The sequence below is a fragment of the Priestia sp. BR_2 genome (genome assembly GCF_041954005.1).
GTDB lineage: Bacteria > Bacillota > Bacilli > Paenibacillales > Paenibacillaceae > Paenibacillus_AQ > Paenibacillus_AQ lautus_A.
Genome location: NZ_JAVFHM010000227.1, coordinates 139,163 through 158,079, shown reverse-complemented (window position 1 = coordinate 158,079; position 18,917 = coordinate 139,163). Strand labels below are relative to the sequence as shown.

Here is an 18,917-nt window from a genome sequence, read left to right as displayed (position 1 = left end):
ATAATGAATCACGGACTTGCGCTTCTATAAGCAATATCACTTTAGCCTGAGTAATCAGGCTTTTTTTATTCTCTGAGTCTTGGACCAGCTGCCGTGGCGTTGTGACAAATATTATTTCTTACTTAGAGAAGAGGGAATAGATTCGATGTAGGCGACCTTCGAATCTTAAAGAGAATTGAGGCTGTTAGGAGATGGTCAATATCAAAGGGAAGCGATCCCATGCATTGATTGGCCTTCAAGCATTCTTGGCGATCGGCGCGTTGGCAGGGGGAACGATGCTTATAACGGATCCTAGTGGTGAACTCATTGGGATGCCCAGCTCATTATTGCAGGACTCTTTCTTTCCTGATTATTTAATTCCAGGCATTCTTTTATTCTGCGTGTTTGGCATCCTGCCTCTGATCACGGCTTCCGGACTGATTCTAAAGTGGGAGTGGGACGCAGCTCAAAGATTCAATATTTTCAAAGAAAAGCATTGGTCCTGGACCTTTTCTTTATATTCGGGTTTTGAGTTAATCATCTGGATTATGGTTCAGGTGTATATCCTGGATTCCGTTTCCTTCATACATCTGGTATATGCCATGCTTGGTTTGATGATCCAGATGGCCACGATACTACCATCCGTACAAGCAAAATATACGATGCAATGAAGAGAGTCAAGTCACACCGGCTGAAACGTCAATGAAATAACCCCATCGCTCCTTTATGAGCAATGGGGTTATGTTCTTTCTTACATTTTACGGCTTCGCGCTTTTCCAATACGCATAAGCATGCACGACGCTGCCGGTAAAGGAAGGTGAATCCTTTAATAAAGCAGGCAGCTTGGCAAGCTCTTCCTCCATATAGGCGGCACCTTCTTCGTGGAAGGTGATATGATCGCCTTCATGACTGGCTTTGATCTCTACCGATATCTTGATGGGCTTGCCCAGCTCATCGGCAAATGCAATCTCTTCCTTGGAAACCCCGACGATGCCGTTGGATCCCTCCGCTACATCCCGGAAGGCCATGAGGGAAACATGGTCCATACGATTGATCATCCACTTGCTGAGCGACATGTCTTCGCCGGTGACTTTATATTTATCCAACCACACGGCCATATCCATGCTGGCTTCCAATGAAGAATCCTTTTTCAATTCCGTAACGAATGCATCCAGATTCGCGGTCCATTCTGAAATAACCTGCTGCGAATCCTCTTTCCATGCCGGCAGCACGTAGGGCTCAATGTCCAGGTGAATGCCGTGGAAACGCTCATCGCCTTCAACGGCGCGATTGTAGCTCTTCACATAATTGACGAGCCGCATCATTCTCGGCCGGTTCTCCTCAAGGGCCCATATCGGATGTCCGCCCATGGCATGAACCTCGATTCCTGCCGCAGCCGCTTGTTTAACAAACGACGAGTACGAGCTGTACGGCTGTTCCAGATCAAGGCGTACATATAGCCAGTTCAATTTCTTCTCTTTGGCAAAATCAAGAATTTCCTGACTGTTTTGAACGACTTCATGGGCTTCCCATATATAAGTGCCTCTTACCATAGGATCCCTCGTCACCGGATCCGCATCCGGCACGCGATCGCCTTCACCGGGTTCTGGTTCTGGATTCGGCTCCGGGGCCGGTGACGGGGAAACGGGATCCGTGCTTCCAGGGGGAACGATCTCATCAGCAGACATGTTTTGCCAGTTGCGAATATCGTGGATTGCGACACCGGCAAAGGATGGATAAGAACCGAGCGCACTGGAGAGATGATCCAATTTCTGATTCAACTTGTCCTTCCCGTGTCCATAAAAGGTGGTATAAGACTCGCCTGGCATCTCCTTGGTATTAACACCGATCAGAATCTGTTTCCCAAGCCTGTCGGCAAGCTCAAGCTCAGCCCGCGTCAAGTCCAGAATCCCATGCTCGGATTCCACTTCATTCCGGTAAGCCATGACGGTAACATGGTCAAACGCACCGATCAGCCATTCATTAAGTCCGGTTCCATCCGCCAAGGCGTATTGGTCAAACCAGAAAGGAATATCGATCCCAAGCTCGAGTCCCTTTCCGGAAGCTAGGCTCAGGAACGCCTTAAGATTTTGTTCCCAGGTGGTGATGATTTGGTCCTGTTCAGTTTGCCACTTGGCAAGCACATACGGTTCTACATCCAGATGAATCCCGTCGAATCGGGCACCTGCCGCAACCTTGCCGTTATAGTCGATTACCCAATCAGCGAGACCGAGCATGTCATCGAGATGTTCGGTGAGTGCCCATCTAGGGTCTCCGCCCAAGGCATGGACCGCGATTTGGTCCTCATGCGCACGCTCTATAAACGCCTCGTATATCTCCGACGACAGCTGACGATCGATCTGCAAGTAGATCAGATTAATGCCTTCTTCGCGGGAAAAATCAAGCAGCTCTTCGCCGCCATCCCGTATCAGGTCCGTCTGCCATATCCAAGTCGCTTTTTTTGAATTATTTTCGCCGTAAGCCGGGGTATGCAGCCCCACCAGAAGCATAACAACCAAGAGGCTAGCAAGCTTCTGGTAACCTTTCACTTTCATGTTTTCCCTCCGTTTCTCTGCGAGAACTCCACGTATTCTCTGTTTAGTAAACGGGGTTATTATAGCATTGATAGTTCAAAAAAAGATGAGCCCAAGTTCTTACAGGACATTATAGTCACCAATCAATCGAACGGGTGATCGGTATAAAAGGAACTAGATACAAAATGGAATAATATAACTAAATGACATAAATTATATGAATATGAACAAGAATAAGGCTAACAGCTCAGGAAGAAAGTTGCGTTTTTGGCGCTTGGTTGGTCCAGTGTCACTGTTTTGGGAAAGGTCAGCATTATATTTAATAACTGCGATCCAGAATGGGAGAGCTATGTCATCATGACTAGTAATTTAAGACAGTGGGCAAGCATAAGCGACTTCAGCACCCGAACACAATCGGTCATCAGGATACCGCAAGCAGCAGCGAACCGTATAAAGGCGGGAGTTCGCGTCCATCCTAGAACTAAAATGTGAAGGTGGGCGTTAACATGATTAATTTGGAATCGCGACTGGAGAATATGGAGGATCGTTTCGTAAACATCGATACTTATCTATGCAAACACGATTTTACGTTAGCCAGCAATTGGGATTACAAGCATGGCTATTTGGATAGGAGATTGGATCAGGAGCGGATGGTGTGGCTTCGCATTCCCTTTCACGTAACCAAGGGCAGCTTGGATGGCGAATGCGGCGGATGCCATGCAACGATCAAGCTTGGCCGACCATTTGTCTTCAGGCATATATATAATAAGGGAACCGATAAGCATGCGAGACCACGTTTATTGGGAGCTCTCTTCGATCAATTCCAGTCGCCGATCGACCCTGACGCCTCGGTGGACGATATGTGGGTTGAACAAGCGAGAAAAGTCTTGGACGAGGTGGAGACGGGGTATTTGCATTAACATTAAGATATCCTAAGAGATTCGGGACGCTTGGTCTCTTTTGGCACATCTGCAATATAATGAAGCAATGGCTCTGATGCATGCTGCATGCGAAGGGCTCTTTTTTTGTTCAGTGCAAGAATATACAAAAATTAAAGATCATCCTTTGAAAACCTTAGAACTTTTTTGGAGAAGGCTCAAATGATAAAGCATCCTGATATAGTAAGATTGACTGAATATGCGGTCCTCATTGATTAATAAATAGACGAAGAAGGTGATATCACCCATGAATAAAAGAGCTTTGTTTAATGATGGATGGACGTTTGCAAAAAGCGGTTTGGACGTTGAAGATTCGGAGAATCTACAATTTCAGCCTGTTGATCTTCCTCATGATTGGCTCATACATAACACGGAGGATTTATACGAGAACAGCATTGGCTGGTACCGGAAGGAATGGTTGCGGAATAATGACGGCGGTCAGGTCTTCCTCTGTTTTGACGGTGTGTACATGGATTCTTCAGTCTATGTCAATGGTCGTCCTATGGGCGAATGGAAGTATGGCTATTCTTCATTTGAACACGAGATCACGGATGCGCTCCGGGACGGTGCGAATGTCATCGTCGTAAAGGTTGTGCATCAAAGCCCGAACAGCCGATGGTACTCCGGGGCAGGCATTTATCGGAATGTATGGTTAAAGACAAGGGAATCCAACCACATCGTCACGGACGGCGTTTATATAGCGACTAAGCATCGGGAAGATGGATGGCTGGTTGAAGTCGAGACGGAAATGAAGGTCGTGGATGATGTGCTGATCAAGCATGTGATTTTGAAGGATGGGCAGATCATCGCCGAGGCTTCTGACCGGGTCGACGCCAATCACACGTGCAGCAGTGCAGGCAGCATCATAAATACGCAAACATTAGCTGTCAAGGATCCGCTGCTCTGGAGTCCGGAAGAACCTAACTTGTATCAATTGGTCACCGAAATGAAGCTGAGCGGAACCAAGCGTTCCACAGTTTCGCAGTATGCAATCTTGGAAGCCGTCACTCATAACGTGGGATTCCGACACATTCGGCTGGATCCTCATCAAGGGTTCCTGCTGAACGGCAGCAAATTCAAATTGAACGGCGTATGCGAGCATCATGATCTCGGCGCTTTGGGAGCAGCCTTTAACAAAACCGCATTGGCGAGAAGGTTTAAAATTCTGAAGGAAATGGGGGTTAACGCGATTCGCACCGCCCATAATATGCCGGCCAAGGAGCTGATGGAGCTGGCGGATGAAATGGGGCTGCTGATTGTATCGGAAGCCTTCGATATGTGGGAGCGGCCGAAGACGCCTTATGATTATGCCAGGTTCTTTCGGGAATGGGTTCAGCGTGACGTGAAAAGCTGGGTCAAACGGGACCGCAACCATCCGAGCCTTATCATGTGGAGCATCGGGAATGAGATATATGATACTCATGCGGACGAGAGGGGCCAGGATATCACAAGAATGCTGATGGATGAGGTTTATACATACGATCCCAAGCAAAATGCAAAGGTTACCATCGGATCGAATTATATGCCTTGGGAGAACGCGCAGCAATGTGCCGATATCGTGAAGGTAGCGGGATATAACTATGCCGAGAAATATTACGAGAACCATCACCGGGAACATCCGGATTGGATCATATATGGCAGTGAGACCGCGTCCGTCGTACAAAGCAGAGGCATCTACCATTTCCCGTTCGAAAAATCCATCCTGGCCGATGATGACGAGCAGTGTTCTTCCCTCGGCAACAGCTCGACTAGCTGGGGAGCGAAATCGGCGGAGGCATGCATCCTGGCTGAACGGGATACGCCCTTCTCGCTCGGTCAATTCATATGGACCGGGTTCGATTATATTGGTGAGCCTACGCCGTACCATACTAAAAACTCCTATTTCGGACAGATTGATACGGCAACCTTCAAGAAGGACTCCTATTATATCTATCAAGCCGCCTGGACGGATTACAAAACGAAGCCCATGGTGCATCTGCTGCCCTATTGGGATTTCAATGACGGTCAGATGATAGATGTTCGCATCTGCTCCAATGCGCCAAAAGTAGAATTACGACTCAATGGGGAAACCGTGGGTACGCATGACATTGACCATGCACGAGGAAGAGAACTGGTTGGGTGGTGGAAGATTCCTTACGTCAAAGGCGAATTGAAAGCGATCGCTTATGACGAAACAGGCCGTATCGTAGCCACGGATGCAAAACGATCGTTTGGCGATGCCAAGCGGATCGTCCTGCGTCCGGATAAAGAAGAGCTGAGGGCCGATGGAACAGATCTCATCTTCGTTGAGATCACGATGGAAGATGAGGATGGGCACTCCGTCGAGAATGCCAATAACCGTATGGAGGTCCATGTCACGGGGGCGGGACGGCTGCTGGGTCTCGATAATGGGGACAGCACGGATTACGATCCGTACAAAGGCCTAAGCAGAAGACTGTTCAGCGGCAAGCTGATGGCGATCATCGGTGCGACATTGGAGCCCGGCGGAATCGGGATCGAGGTGTCCTCCACAGGCATGGAGCGTCAATCCCTTCATTTGACTTCCATACCCGTACAGGATGATGTGACGCAAGGAATATCCGCAAGCATGAGGAATGAGGAGGGACCATGCCTGACAGGAAACAGGGACGAGATTCCGCTTCGTAAGATTGAGCTGATCAGCGAAAAGGGTCAGGTCTTTGATCCGGCGAATAGACAAATGACAGTTCGGGCCATATTGCATCCACTGGCAGCTTCTTATCAGGAAGTCGAATGGGCCGTCGTAAACGATGCCGGCATCGAATCCAATATTGCGAGCGTCGAGGCCAATGGCCATGCTGCCATCGTAACAGCCCTTGGCGACGGGGAATTTCGATTAAGATGTACGAGCCGGAACGGGACAGGTAAAACCCGGCTCATCTCCCAGCTTGAATTTAAGGTCGACGGTTTGGCTGCAGCATACAAGGATCCATACTCTTTCATATCTGCAGGATTATATGATTACAGTCAAGGTGAAGTCGGGAACGGAAACGAAAGAGGCGTAGCCACGAGCAGAGACGGCGAGACGCAGGTCGGGTTCCGGGACATCGATTTTGGCCCCCATGGCTCGGATACGATTACGATTCCGATATTTGCTCTTTCAAGCGAAGCGTACGCTTTGCAAATCTGGGAGGGCATGCCTGGCGAAGAGGACAGCTCCCTGCTGGCCGATTGCATTTATCAGAAGGAGTCCAAATGGAACGTGTATCAGGAAGAAACCTACCGATTGTCCAAGAAGCTGCGCGGCATTACGTCGATTTGCTTTGTCCTTCGCCAGAAGGTGCACATCAAAGGGTTTTATTTTCAACCGGGGAATCGAGCCTTTGAGCCCAACTTTGCCGCCGATTGCGACCGGATTTACGGGGATACCTTTACGGTGTTGGACAACAGGTTTGTTCAAGGGATAGGAAATAACGTCTCCCTCGAGTTTGACGAGATGGATTTCTTAGCCGACGGTGCATCGAAACTGGTGGTGTACGGCAGATCCGCCTTAGATAAAAATACGATTCATATTCGGTTTGCGCATCCGGATGGCGAAAGCAACCGGCTGGTCGAATTTAGGCAAGCCTACGAATATGAAGAGCAGGTATTCGATCTGGAGCCCGTGGCCGGCAAACAGAAGGTGACGTTCATCTTCCTGCCGGGAAGCCAATTTGATTTTGGCTGGTTCCGATTTGTGCGAACAGATTCATAATATGCGAGATAGACCAAGCTGCCGATCAACTCGGCAGCTTGGTTTCGTTATGAAGGATGTAAGGGTGTCCGAACAGGCGCGTAGGAATTTAATTAACCCTGCGGTATAATTTGATATGATATCATATTTTGGATTGAAGGGACCGTGATAGACATGAAGCAAACCCATGAACCGAGGAGCAAAAGATGGATCAGGCCATTCATTTGGATATTGTCCATCTTGGCCATCATAATTATCGCAGGTCTTGCCATACTGGATTCACTTACTTACGAGCCGCTGGATGAAGCGAAAGCGGTATTTCAAACCGACGCGAAGGTAGCGGTTGAACGTCTCCAAGACGGCTATCGCTTCGAGCCCGTGGATGGGCAAGTGATTCAGCCCGACATTATTTTTTATCCGGGCGGATTGGTGGAGCCCGAAAGTTACGCGCCTTTTGCCAAGAGAATGGCGGAGAAAGGGCATCGCGTGTATGTTGCCTCCATGCCGCTGAATCTTGCCATATTCGGACAGAACAAGGCAGATTCCTTCATAGCGGAGCATCCAGACAACCGATATGTTATCGGTGGGCATTCCTTAGGCGGCGTTTTTGCCGCGAGATATGCCAAGGAACATGCGGATGTCATTGACGGCGTATATTTCATGGCCTCATACGCTGACGATGGAGGCAGTCTGAACGGATTAAACCTGTCCGCGCTTCAGATCACCGGTACGCAGGACGGCGTTCTTGATCGAACGAAATGGGAGGCTGCACAAAAGAATCTGCCGGAAGCTACCACCTATGTAGAGATTGAGGGCGGAAATCACGGGCAATTCGGAGCTTACGGTATGCAAAAAGGAGACCATGAACCCGCCATCACCGATGCCGAGCAGCTGGACGAAGTGTCGGAAGCCATGGGGCGTTGGCTTCAGTCTATGGATGATTCCCTGTAACTGTAACTGAAATGTAACCCGATTGAAACTTCTGCGTATAAAGGTTATAAACATGGATGCATGTTTAACATTTAAAGAAGTTGAGGGATTCCATCATATGAATGTGGCATATACAGATTACGCCGATACGGGATATCGGCAGGCTGAGCAGAAGGCTGCTCAGTATTTTGCATCGCTCCATGTACAGGTAAAGGATAAGAGTTATGTGCCTATCCTGACAGAAGACATTCTCATATGGAAAAGAAAGCATGTTCAACGTCAATCATGGCTGTCCTCTATTTTGCCGGCGAAGAAAAAGCCGGATAACCGGGATTATCATAGATACATCGGATGGCTCAACTATACAGGCGAATTGGATGATTATTTGGATCGAAGCATTTCCTATATTTATATGAGGGATCTGGGCATGGCGCTGGATTCCCCTGATACGAAAGAGAGAATACGACGCGTTGTTGCGAATACCCGAAAACTTCTGGTTCGCTCAAACGGAGCAAAAGAGGGAGACACGCCGGATTTTATGAGTCTGGCGGGATTGTACCGTTGGGCGCAGAAGGAAGGCATTGAAACAGCCGTGATTTGGGTCATCAACAAACTGAAGCATGTAGCCTCCCACATCCCGGACAAGATGGATGCAGAGCAAGCCCAGCGCAAATTAATCAAAATTATCGTCGGGGTTGTCATGCATGTTATGGAAGATTTGAATGGCGAAACATCGCCAGCGGAACGCTCAGCGCGTCTTGACGATGCGATCCGGCTGGGTTATTCCTACGGATTAACCTATCCTTTCATAGACGATCTGCTCGATTCAGGGGTCTTGAACGCCCAGGAGAAGGAACAGTACTCCCACATGATACGGCAGGCCCTGCTTACCGGGAAAGTACCGGAACTTGGCCAGTGGAGCGGTAAAAACATGGAGCTCGTTCATTTCGTGCATCAGGAACTCCGGGATGCATTCGAGTATATTCAAGGGCGGCAGCGCACGGAAACGCAGCAAACTTTTTTCGAGCAGTCCAACGTGTTTTTTCATTCCCAGCATATTGACCGTATCAAGGACCTTGCGAATCCGGATTATACCAATGAAGAATTATATCTGCCGATCATCCTGAAATCCTCTTCCTCGCGATTAATTGTCCGTTCCGTAATAAGCGCAGCGGCGGATGAAGGCTTCGAGGACCGAACGTTCTATTATGGGATCTACAACCAGTTGGCCGATGATTTTGCCGATATGTTCCAAGACTTGAATGACGGGGCGGTAACACCTTACACTTACTATCTACAATATCGCGGCCAACGCCAGGACCTCATCAATCCTTTTGAATTATACTGGGCGGTGATTTCCCACCTGATTCATAACGTGTACCATTCGGACGCCAAGACGCGAGAGGTGATGCTCGACCGGGCCATCAATGGACTGAAGCGCTGCAAAGAACGCCTCGGCACCGAGAAATACAATGAAATTATGGATATTTTCGCTTCCGGGAACCCGGAATTCAATCGTCTTATCCAGCACATGGTTTCCAAAGCCGATCAGGTGGATTTCCTTGATAAATTGCTGCGTGACCAGATGGTAACCGTACTTAGAAACGAGCGGAAAGAGAAGGATTATTTTATCGATACGTTTAAATCCGTTCGAGATGAGATTAACCAACATTTGCAAATCGACAAGACTCCCGGCATACCGCCGATGAAAGAGTCGCTGATCGATGCGGCCAATTATTCGCTCGAAGGGGATGGCAAGCGCCTGAGACCCATTCTGACTTGGGTAATGGCCGTGAAGGAATATGGACTGCAGGCATCAGCCATCGTGCCCCTGCTGAGATCGCTTGAATACATGCACACCGCATCCTTGATATTCGATGATTTGCCTTCCCAGGATAACGCCTCTACTCGTAGAGGGCGGCCGACCTTGCATCAGGTTCACGATAGCGCCACGGCGGAAATTACCGGTTTGTTCCTAATACAGAAAGCGATCGAAGAGCAATCCTCCCTGGAAGGGTTTGACCCGAAAACGGTGTTGAAGCTGATACGGTATTCGTCCCAGCGAGCGGGAGATATGTGTTCCGGCCAGGCGATGGATTTGAATTCAAAAGGAACGGCCTTGTCCTTGGAGCAGTTGAATACGGTTTGTTACTACAAGACGGGGATCGCGTTCGAGGCATCGCTGGTTATGCCCGCCATTCTGGCTCAGGTGAAGGAGCCAGAAATCGCAATCCTGAAGAAATTTGCTTACCACGCAGGCATTGCTTTTCAGATTCAGGATGATTTGCTGGATGTGCAGGGGAACGTGGAGCAGCTTGGCAAACCCGGGGGACAGGATGCGGAGAACAACACCTCGACCTTCGTGAGCATTCTGGGGCAGGAAGGGGCCAGCCGGGAAATGTGGGATCATTATTGCCAGGCGATGGAGGCGCTGCAGGAAATGCCGCGCAATACGGCGTTTCTCAAGCATCTATTGAACTATATGGTTAATCGTGAACGTTAAGATGGTCCCGTAACGCGTAGATTGTCGGTAGTCTAAACGAAGGCAAGCGATTGCTCCGGCTGGAGTCGTCAATCGTTCTACTCCCACGGCAGCTGCATATATTTTCTGAGAATAAAGCTGCCAGAGGAGGCAAGGCCAATGAGTGATCCATTGTATGAGCACCGGTTTTGGCTGCAGATTCTTGGGGACCATTGCCGTTTTATTTTTACTGCGCTGTCGCCAAAGGAAAAAGCGGACATCGCTACCGCAGAATCCTTAATGACCAGATTTGATAGGCTTCTCAGTGAATCTCGGCGACCGGATGCATCTACATTCATCGCTAAACTGAACGAAGAAGCCCTTCGTGCTTCGCAAGAATTGCGCGAATTCAAGCTGAATTTATTAGAACGGCAGCTTGCAGGCACCATAGATTTTCTCCTGACCCCGTCCTTTATCAACCACATGGTAAATGAATTGGAGGAATACCTGCGAATTTTGCAGGCCTTGCAAGAGGGGAAGGGAGTGCCGCTGTTCCATCCTTTGCATTATGATATGGTCTGGCTGCAGGATGCCTTTGGTCATGCGGCAAGTCTGGCCGCCGATCTGGATTTTGCCGAGAAGCCGTTGATTGCCAAAAGCATGGCGTTCCAGAAAGATTTCGAAGGGTTTTATCTGAAGGCTGTTGAAATGACAGGGTACCTGCGGACCCGCCTGAAGGATTTTCCCGCCCTGCGCAAATTTCATGCCGATGTAAACCTGGAAATGAGAGTGTTCATGCACTTTCTGTCGGAACTCGAGGAGCTTGAGCTGCGCGGGGAAGTGCTGGACCGGATCAACCCGCTGATGCCGGATCATATGTATCGGGAAGAATGCTACTATCTGTCCAAGCTGGCTGCTCTGGGCGAAGTACAGAGCCCGAACTGCGATCCGACGAAGCCGAGAGTCACAGGTTGATGGATGAAGGATGGGCTCTTTCTCGAGTTAAAAAAGGCAATCTTTACTTTCTTCTCATGGGGCTAAACATTCACTGGAAAAAGGGCCCCGTCGCACTTATGGCGATCTACGGGAGCAGCATCTCCAAGCAAGCCGACCAAGTTAACAATTTGAATGGAAAGCAGTTCTCTTGCTGTCAATGAAGAGGCTGCTTTTTTGATTTTGCCATGACGAGATCGAGTTTTTGATAAAAAAGTACAGTTCGCCTTCGCTGAAATTTGGTATGATGTCTTCATAGGAAGCTACAATCATAAGTGAGAGAAAGGACAAGAAATGCAGACCGGTGAAATCGTTCAACGCGCCATTGATTTTGTCGAAGATCATCTCACGGAACCGCTGGCACTCGAGGAAATTGCCGGCGTGGCAGCCATGTCATTGCCGAATCTCTACCGATTGTTTCACAGTATAACGGGACACCCCGTCAAGGAGTACATACGAAAACGCAGGATCAGCGAAGCCGCCAGCTGTTTGCGCAATACCGATCTGCCGACCATCGATATCGGGTACCGCTGTGGATTTGAGTCCTACCCGGCATTCATGAAATCCTTTAAAAGGTGCACAGGACTAACTCCAGGAGCATACCGGAAAGCTCGGCTGGTCTACAGTTTTGAACGGATGAACCTGAATGAACGGACAACATTCATGGGAGAGCGGGATGCTTCTGAACGCTTTCCTGAAGTAAGGGTTACCCGTTTGCTTCCCCGGAAAGGGATTGGTTGCCTGTTTGCTGCAGAGCATGAGAAAGGGATAGAAACCGCTGCGATCGAGCATTTCCGGACGCTTATGTCTTCTCACCATATCGATATCCATGAGCTGAGGCTCTTCGGTTGGAACGTGGATCTGGAGGATGAAAGCAAGCCGTGCGGATATCAATTGCTCGCTATTGACGTGAAGGAGCGGGCCCAGATGATGAAGCATCCGGAACTGAAAGCCATCGTTCTTGATGGCGGGCTGTATGCAGTGGTCCGAACGCCATCGGTGGCGGAAGACTGCATTCAGAACACATGGAACCGCTTGTTCTCCGAATGGCTGCCCCGCAGCGTGTTTGAGCAAGGAAAGCATCATTTCATGGAAGAATATGTACTGAACAAGAATCAAATCGTTCGCATGAAGCTTTACCTTCCCGTGGAACGAAGCAAAATGATGGGAAAGATCGAAATTGTCGAGTTGTCCACGCTTAAGGCGATAGCCTTTCGCAGAAAGGGGCCGGACTGCGTGGAACAAGCGGATGAAGCTTCGATTGCCTGGTTATCGCGTAACGGGTTTAGGGGCGACTCGCGTATTCGCGTATTCATGAGCTGTGACGACGCTCTGCTGAAGCAAAGCTCCGCCTACGAGATTTATATAGTTCCGCCGGAGGAGTTCCTTCCAACCCTTGAAGATAAGGACGTGCAGGTTGAGTTGGAAGGCGGTACCTATGCCTGCCTGGAATCAGGTGCTTATGGCGCGATGACAGGCGTACTTCATCGAATTTATCGATGGCTCGATGCTTCAAGCGAGTTTACGCCGGATCCAGAGCGCCTGTGGTATGCCAGTTACGAACTGGAGGGAGCGTCAGATGATGGAATGATCCAAGCGAAGTGTTATGTTCCGGTTAAAATCAAGCAGCAGACATAAGAATGGAGGGAGCTCATGAGCAGATGGCCTGTCGGAAAAGAGCTGCCGGAAGGGTATCGACCGTTTAAGGCACCACGCGTGCTAAAGATGATCCAGGGAGGAAAAACCATGAACGAATCCATGCAGAATACGGACAACCATACACAGGCAAGCCCCATTAAGAACAAAGTGGGCAGCATATTCATTCCGGTACGGAATATCGAAGCGTCGCGCAGCTGGTACTGCCGCGTGCTGGGCATCCCAGAGGCCGATTGCCAGATTATGAACGGACATTTATGTCCTTTGCCCATGGAAGGTACGGGCGTGATTCTGGATACGATGCCGAAGTGGGGGGGAGATCAGCCCGAGGGAGCACCGTCTATCGATATTCCCGCCTTCATGCTGATGACAGAGGACCTGGAAGGTTCTTTGGAATATATGAAGAAGCTCGGCGTGGAACTCGTGACGGAAATCGAGCACAACCATTGGTTCGTCGTGAAGGATCCCGATGGGAATAAACTCATGATATGTCGTGAATAAGTTAGAATTTGTACGAGGAAATAGGGAAGTGACAGAAGCCGGCTCTAGCAGCCGGCTTTTTGATATGGAGAGAAGCGTAAGGAATTTAATGAAAGAAATAAAATACGAATGTAAAATAATATAAATTTAGGTTGATAGTAGCATACTACAGGAATATAATGGAAATGTAAGCGCATTATTTACGGTGTTTTATAGGAGAACAACAAGTGAATCTTCCATCATAGATTGGTTTAAGGCAAGACGAGAGAACGAGAAAGAGAGGTGATACGAAGCTTCAGTAGACGGTCCGCACGATGCTGGCACACTAGGTATCCATGAAACCTGAATCCGATGAAAATAGGAGGGAACATGATGCTAAGAAAAGGAATATGTGTAGTTCTGCTGTTTAGTCTTCTGGTCGTTCTATTGCCTGTGAACAAAACCAATGCGGCGCCGAACTGGAATTTGGTATGGAGTGACGAGTTTAACGGGACCTCGCTCAACAGATCCAATTGGACGCCGGAAATCGGTACCGGCAGCGGCGGATGGGGAAACAATGAGCTGCAGTATTATACCGATCGCGCACAGAACCTGCAGGTCTCCGGCGGTAACCTTGTCATTACGGCGCAGAAGGAATCCTATGGCGGGATGAATTACACCTCTGCCCGGATCAAAACCCAGGATTTGAAGAGCTTTACTTACGGGAAAGTGGAGGCTCGAATCAAGCTGCCGTCGGGCCAAGGTTTGTGGCCGGCGTTTTGGATGCTCGGAAGCAACATCAGCACGGTCGGCTGGCCGAAGAGCGGAGAGATCGACATTATGGAACGGGTAAATCTGAATCCATACGTGAACGGTACCGTTCACTGGGATGCAGGAGGTCACGCCGAATTCGGTCGGGTATCCGGCAATCTGGATTTTTCCCAGTTCCATGTCTACAGCATTGAGTGGGATTCTAAATACATCCGCTGGTTTGTGGACGGTCAGCAGTTCAATGAATTTTATATTGAGAACGGAACGGGCAATACCGAGGAATTCCAGCGTCCGTTCTTCTTATTGCTGAACTTGGCGGTTGGCGGAAATTGGCCGGGCAGTCCGAACAATTCCACGCCGTTCCCATCGCAGATGCTGGTGGATTACGTACGCGTGTACCAAGACACGGGTGCATCGAATGTCATCAGCGACGGGATTTATACGATCGCTTCCAAGGCGAGCGGCAAAGTGATGGATGTCGTGGATGTGTCCACGGTCAGCGGCGCCAAAATCCAGCAGTGGACCAACTACGTCGCCAATAACCAAAGGTTCCGGGTGGAAAGCACGGGAGACGGATACTACAAACTCACGGCCGTGCATAGCGGCAAAGTTCTCGACGTGCCGAATTCGTCCACTTCCGCCGGCGTTCAGCTGCAGCAATGGAATGATAATGGTACGGATGCACAGCGATGGAGGATCATTGATGTTGGAGGCGGTTATTATAAACTTGTGTCCAAAGCGAGCGGGCTTGCAGTCGATGTAGCCAGTGCCTCCACCGCGGACGGGGCTGCCGTTCAGCAATGGACGGACAATGGCACGGATGCGCAGAAGTGGGCTTTCACCAAAATCAATTAAGCTTGGACAGGCAGTCCCGTTTGGGACCGCCTGTTTCATTTTGGGGAGGGTTGCCTTGGGGCTGCGCCGGCTGACGAGCTGAAGGCATGTCTGGTATAATGATGGGAAAAATCCGGAGGAATCAGACACATGGAACCTGTCCTTTTTACAAACGGTCTTCTTTATTCACCGCACGCTGCAACGACTGCGGATTCGATATATGTAGAAGACGGCATCATTCGTGCCATGGGAAGTGCGGCCGAGCTGCGTCTGCAGTTATCGGGACGGGATTATCGAACGGTGGATTGGGAGGGGGCTTTCGTGCTGCCAGGCCTGGTGGATGCCCATATGCATCTCGGCATGCACGGACTCAAGCTGGGCATGCTGGACTTCACCGAGGCGGCTTCGAAAGACGAGATGCTGGCTATGCTGCGAGCTCGGGCTGCGGTAACGCCGCCTGGGGAGTGGATCATGGGGCTGAATTGGAACGAGAACCATTTTCCGGACCCGGTAATCCCGAATATGATGGAGCTTGACGACATCACTACGGAGCATCCTGTATATCTGACGAGAACCTGTTTCCATGCTTTCCTCGGTAATTCGGAAGCGTTTCGAAGAGCGGGGATCACTGCGGACACGCCCGATCCGGAGTCCGGCGCTTTCGGCCGGGATGCCGATGGCCGGTTGAACGGCTGCATCTACGAGAATGCTTCGGTGCCTTTTACCATGGTCCAGCCGGAGCCTGACCCGTCCAAGCTGAAAGCTGCGATGCTTCAGGCATGCCGTGATGCCCTACGGCTCGGCCTGACGGCAGCGCATACGGAAGACCTCCGCCTGCTGGGCAGCGTGGAAGCGATGCAGCGGATCCATCGTGAACTGCGCGAGGAGGGACTGCGCTTCCGTACCCATCAGCTGATGTTCCATGGCTTTCTTGATGAAATGGAGGAGCTCGGCGTCAAGGCAGGCAGCGGGAACGAATGGAATCGCATCGGAGCGGTTAAATTGTTCGCGGACGGGGCGGTTGGAGGAAGAACGGCGCTGCTCAAGGAGCCTTACCATGATGCGCCGCATACCCGCGGACTGGCCATGCATTCGCCAGAGGAGCTAAGGGAGATTGTTGGCAGGGCGCGCAGGCTGGGTTATCCCGTTGCTTTTCATGCGATCGGTGACGGCGCTGCAGAGATGATGACGGATGTGCTTGAAATCCTTCCGCTTAGCAGAGCTGCGAAGCTTCCCGACCGCTTCATTCATGCCCAAATTGTACATCCCGATACGGTTAAGCGAATGAGCAAGCTGAAGCTGGCCGTGGATCTGCAGCCCCGGTTTGTGGTCAGCGATTTTCCATGGGTGCTGGAGCGCATAGGTCCTGATCGGACAAGCTGTTTGTATGCATGGAAGAAGTGGCTGCGTTCGGGGCTGCCTTGTTCCGGCGGCAGCGACGCTCCCATAGAGCCGCTGAATCCGCTGCTCGGGATTCATGCTGCCATTACCAGACGCAAGCCGGAGGAGCATCACGCAGGCTATTTGCCGGAGGAGAAGCTCAGCCTGACGGAAGCGATTGGGCTGTTTACGCTCGGCAGCGCTGGGGCAGCAGGAGAAGCGGATCAACGAGGAACACTGGAATTGGGCAAATATGCCGATTTCACGGTGGCGGATCGCTGCTTGCATGATGGGATGGATCCGGACGAGTTGCTGGAGACGAAGGTTAGAATGACGGTCATTAACGGGGAAATCGGTTATGCCGAGTAGGTGTCACGACAGGAACAGGTCTTAACCATCTTGATCATTCTCGTGAAAATTTTATAAATATGGTTTACCGACGAAATGGTTTTATATATAATAATCATAACAAATGCGATGACGAGACGAGTAAATAAACGAATTCTTGTACAGAGAGCTCCGGCAGCTGAAAAGGGGCAAAGCGTTCTTTATTGAAAAAAGACTCTGAGCAGCACAAGGAACTCTCAACGGAGGGGGATGGTGTGCCAGGAGCTCCTGTTACAGAGCTAGAGTATCTGCATTCCCGTGTAATGCCGTACTCGATGAGGCGAATATGGTGACATATTGGCAAATTTGGGGTGGTACCGCGAGTATAACAATCTCGTCCCTGAGACTTACGGTCTTGGGGGTGGGATTTTTTTGTTAAGTGATCAAAAAGGTTAGACATCAGTGGCTTGCCGTTCTTATATCGTAAGTAACCGTTCTGATATAAGCGGTCCGTCTTCTGAGAAAGTAAACTTTTCTTATATCTAAAGAAATACGATGGTACAAGGCGGGAAACCTACACGGATCTTGCCGGATTGAATAATTATCTAGTAGTAGCTTATTTATTGCATGCTTTTGTCCGTACGGTACATCGATGTATGGGAACATGACGCCATTATTGAAAGGATATGAGTAGCGAATGTCACAAAAACTTAGAGTGGGTATAGTCGGTGGAACAGGAATGGTGGGTCAACGTTTTATGCAATTGCTGGATGGGCATCCATGGTTCGAAGTGACCACCATTGCAGCCAGCCGCAATTCGGCCGGCAAAACGTATGAAGAATCGGTACAGGGCCGCTGGAAGCTGGCTACGCCGATCCCCGAGCAGGTGAAAGGCATTGTCGTTCAGGATGCATCGCAGGTGGAACAGGTTGCCGCAGAGGTTGACTTCGTATTCTGCGCGGTCGACATGAAGAAGAACGAGATTCAGGCATTGGAAGAGGCCTATGCCAAAACGGGCACGCCCGTCATCTCCAACAACTCCGCCCATCGCTGGACGCCTGACGTTCCGATGGTCATTCCGGAAATCAATCCGGGTCATATCGACGTGATTGCCGCACAGCGCAAACGTCTGGGAACAACAACCGGGTTCATTGCGGTGAAGCCGAATTGTTCCATTCAAAGTTATGTGCCGGCGCTGCACGCTTTGCTTGATTTCAAACCTACGAATGTCGTTGCCTCCACTTACCAGGCAATATCCGGGGCCGGCAAGAACTTCACCGATTGGCCGGATATGCTGGACAACGTGATTCCGTATATCGGCGGCGAGGAAGAGAAGAGCGAGCAGGAGCCGCTTCGCATCTGGGGCAGCGTTGTGAACGGGGAGATCGTGAAAGCTGAATCCCCATTGATTACGACGCAATGCATACGCGTTCCCGTAACCGATGGCCATTTAGCTACCGTGTTTGCTTCGTTCGAGAACAAGCCGTCGAAGGAGGAAATCCTGGAACGCTGGCAGCAGTTTAAAGGCAGACCGCAAGAGTTGGAACTCCCTAGTGCGCCTAAGCAATTCATTACGTATTTCGAAGAAGAGAACCGGCCGCAGACGAAGCTGGATCGCGACATTGAGCGCGGAATGGGCGTTTCGGTTGGCAGATTGCGCGAGGATTCCCTCTACGATTATAAATTCGTGGGCCTCTCGCATAATACGCTGCGCGGTGCAGCCGGCGGAGCCGTTCTGATTGCGGAACTGTTGAAAGCGGAAGGTTACATTCAAGCGAAATAACGATACATCCTATATATGATAAAAGACGACTGCAGCAAGCAGTCGTCTTTATTTTGGTGATTGTTCATGATTCCTACATTGACGGCGTCCGCCCTTATCGTTTATAGTGTTACTCTGCGCTTCAATGCAAAGAAGCCAAAAAGCCGAAAAGCATAAAAGTGAAAAAGTCAAACATTCATCA

At 50.0% G+C, this 18,917-nt stretch carries 12 protein-coding genes; 11 read left to right on the top strand and 1 reads right to left on the bottom strand.

Translation table 11 applies throughout. From position 1 onward, the window contains the following. Positions 1-191: 191 nt before the first annotated feature. Positions 192-650, top strand: coding sequence for a hypothetical protein (locus tag RB298_RS17845; RefSeq protein ID WP_192572160.1), 459 nt, complete (start codon positions 192-194; stop codon positions 648-650). Positions 651-737: 87 nt separating this feature from the next. On the opposite strand, the gene RB298_RS17840 is transcribed toward RB298_RS17845, so the two are convergent. Next, positions 738-2,534 (bottom strand): hypothetical protein, encoded by a 1,797-nt coding sequence (locus RB298_RS17840; protein WP_486047815.1) that lies wholly within the window; start codon positions 2,532-2,534, stop codon positions 738-740. Positions 2,535-3,019: 485 nt separating this feature from the next. Between RB298_RS17840 and RB298_RS17835 the strand changes: the two genes are divergently transcribed. From RB298_RS17835 to asd, 10 genes are all read left to right on the top strand, one after another. Next, the gene (locus RB298_RS17835; protein WP_009592953.1) at positions 3,020-3,433 is read left to right on the top strand and encodes a YugN-like family protein; all 414 of its coding nucleotides are present in this window, start codon (positions 3,020-3,022) and stop codon (positions 3,431-3,433) included. Between the two features lie 265 nt (positions 3,434-3,698). Next, positions 3,699-7,163: a glycoside hydrolase family 2 TIM barrel-domain containing protein gene (locus RB298_RS17830; RefSeq protein ID WP_486047812.1), complete on the top strand. Its 3,465-nt coding sequence runs from the start codon at positions 3,699-3,701 to the stop codon at positions 7,161-7,163. 153 nt (positions 7,164-7,316) lie between these two features. Next, positions 7,317-8,093 carry an alpha/beta hydrolase gene (locus tag RB298_RS17825; RefSeq protein ID WP_486047811.1) on the top strand — a complete coding sequence of 259 codons (777 nt, stop codon included), beginning with the start codon at positions 7,317-7,319 and terminating at the stop codon, positions 8,091-8,093. Between the two features lie 97 nt (positions 8,094-8,190). Then, on the top strand, positions 8,191-10,575 hold the full coding sequence (locus RB298_RS17820; RefSeq protein ID WP_486047809.1) for a polyprenyl synthetase family protein: 2,385 nt from the start codon (positions 8,191-8,193) through the stop codon (positions 10,573-10,575). A gap of 138 nt (positions 10,576-10,713) precedes the next feature. After that, the gene (locus RB298_RS17815; RefSeq protein ID WP_192572155.1) at positions 10,714-11,508 is read left to right on the top strand and encodes a DUF2935 domain-containing protein; all 795 of its coding nucleotides are present in this window, start codon (positions 10,714-10,716) and stop codon (positions 11,506-11,508) included. A gap of 312 nt (positions 11,509-11,820) precedes the next feature. Continuing rightward, the gene (locus tag RB298_RS17810) at positions 11,821-13,164 is read left to right on the top strand and encodes a helix-turn-helix domain-containing protein (RefSeq protein ID WP_486047807.1); all 1,344 of its coding nucleotides are present in this window, start codon (positions 11,821-11,823) and stop codon (positions 13,162-13,164) included. A gap of 15 nt (positions 13,165-13,179) precedes the next feature. Beyond that, positions 13,180-13,683 (top strand): VOC family protein, encoded by a 504-nt coding sequence (locus RB298_RS17805; RefSeq protein WP_486047805.1) that lies wholly within the window; start codon positions 13,180-13,182, stop codon positions 13,681-13,683. Between the two features lie 351 nt (positions 13,684-14,034). After that, on the top strand, positions 14,035-15,267 hold the full coding sequence (locus tag RB298_RS17800; RefSeq protein ID WP_486047804.1) for an RICIN domain-containing protein: 1,233 nt from the start codon (positions 14,035-14,037) through the stop codon (positions 15,265-15,267). A gap of 129 nt (positions 15,268-15,396) precedes the next feature. After that, positions 15,397-16,995: an amidohydrolase gene (locus tag RB298_RS17795; RefSeq protein WP_486047802.1), complete on the top strand. Its 1,599-nt coding sequence runs from the start codon at positions 15,397-15,399 to the stop codon at positions 16,993-16,995. A gap of 655 nt (positions 16,996-17,650) precedes the next feature. Further along, positions 17,651-18,736, top strand: coding sequence for an aspartate-semialdehyde dehydrogenase (gene asd / locus RB298_RS17790; RefSeq protein WP_192572152.1), 1,086 nt, complete (start codon positions 17,651-17,653; stop codon positions 18,734-18,736). Positions 18,737-18,917: the final 181 nt, after the last annotated feature.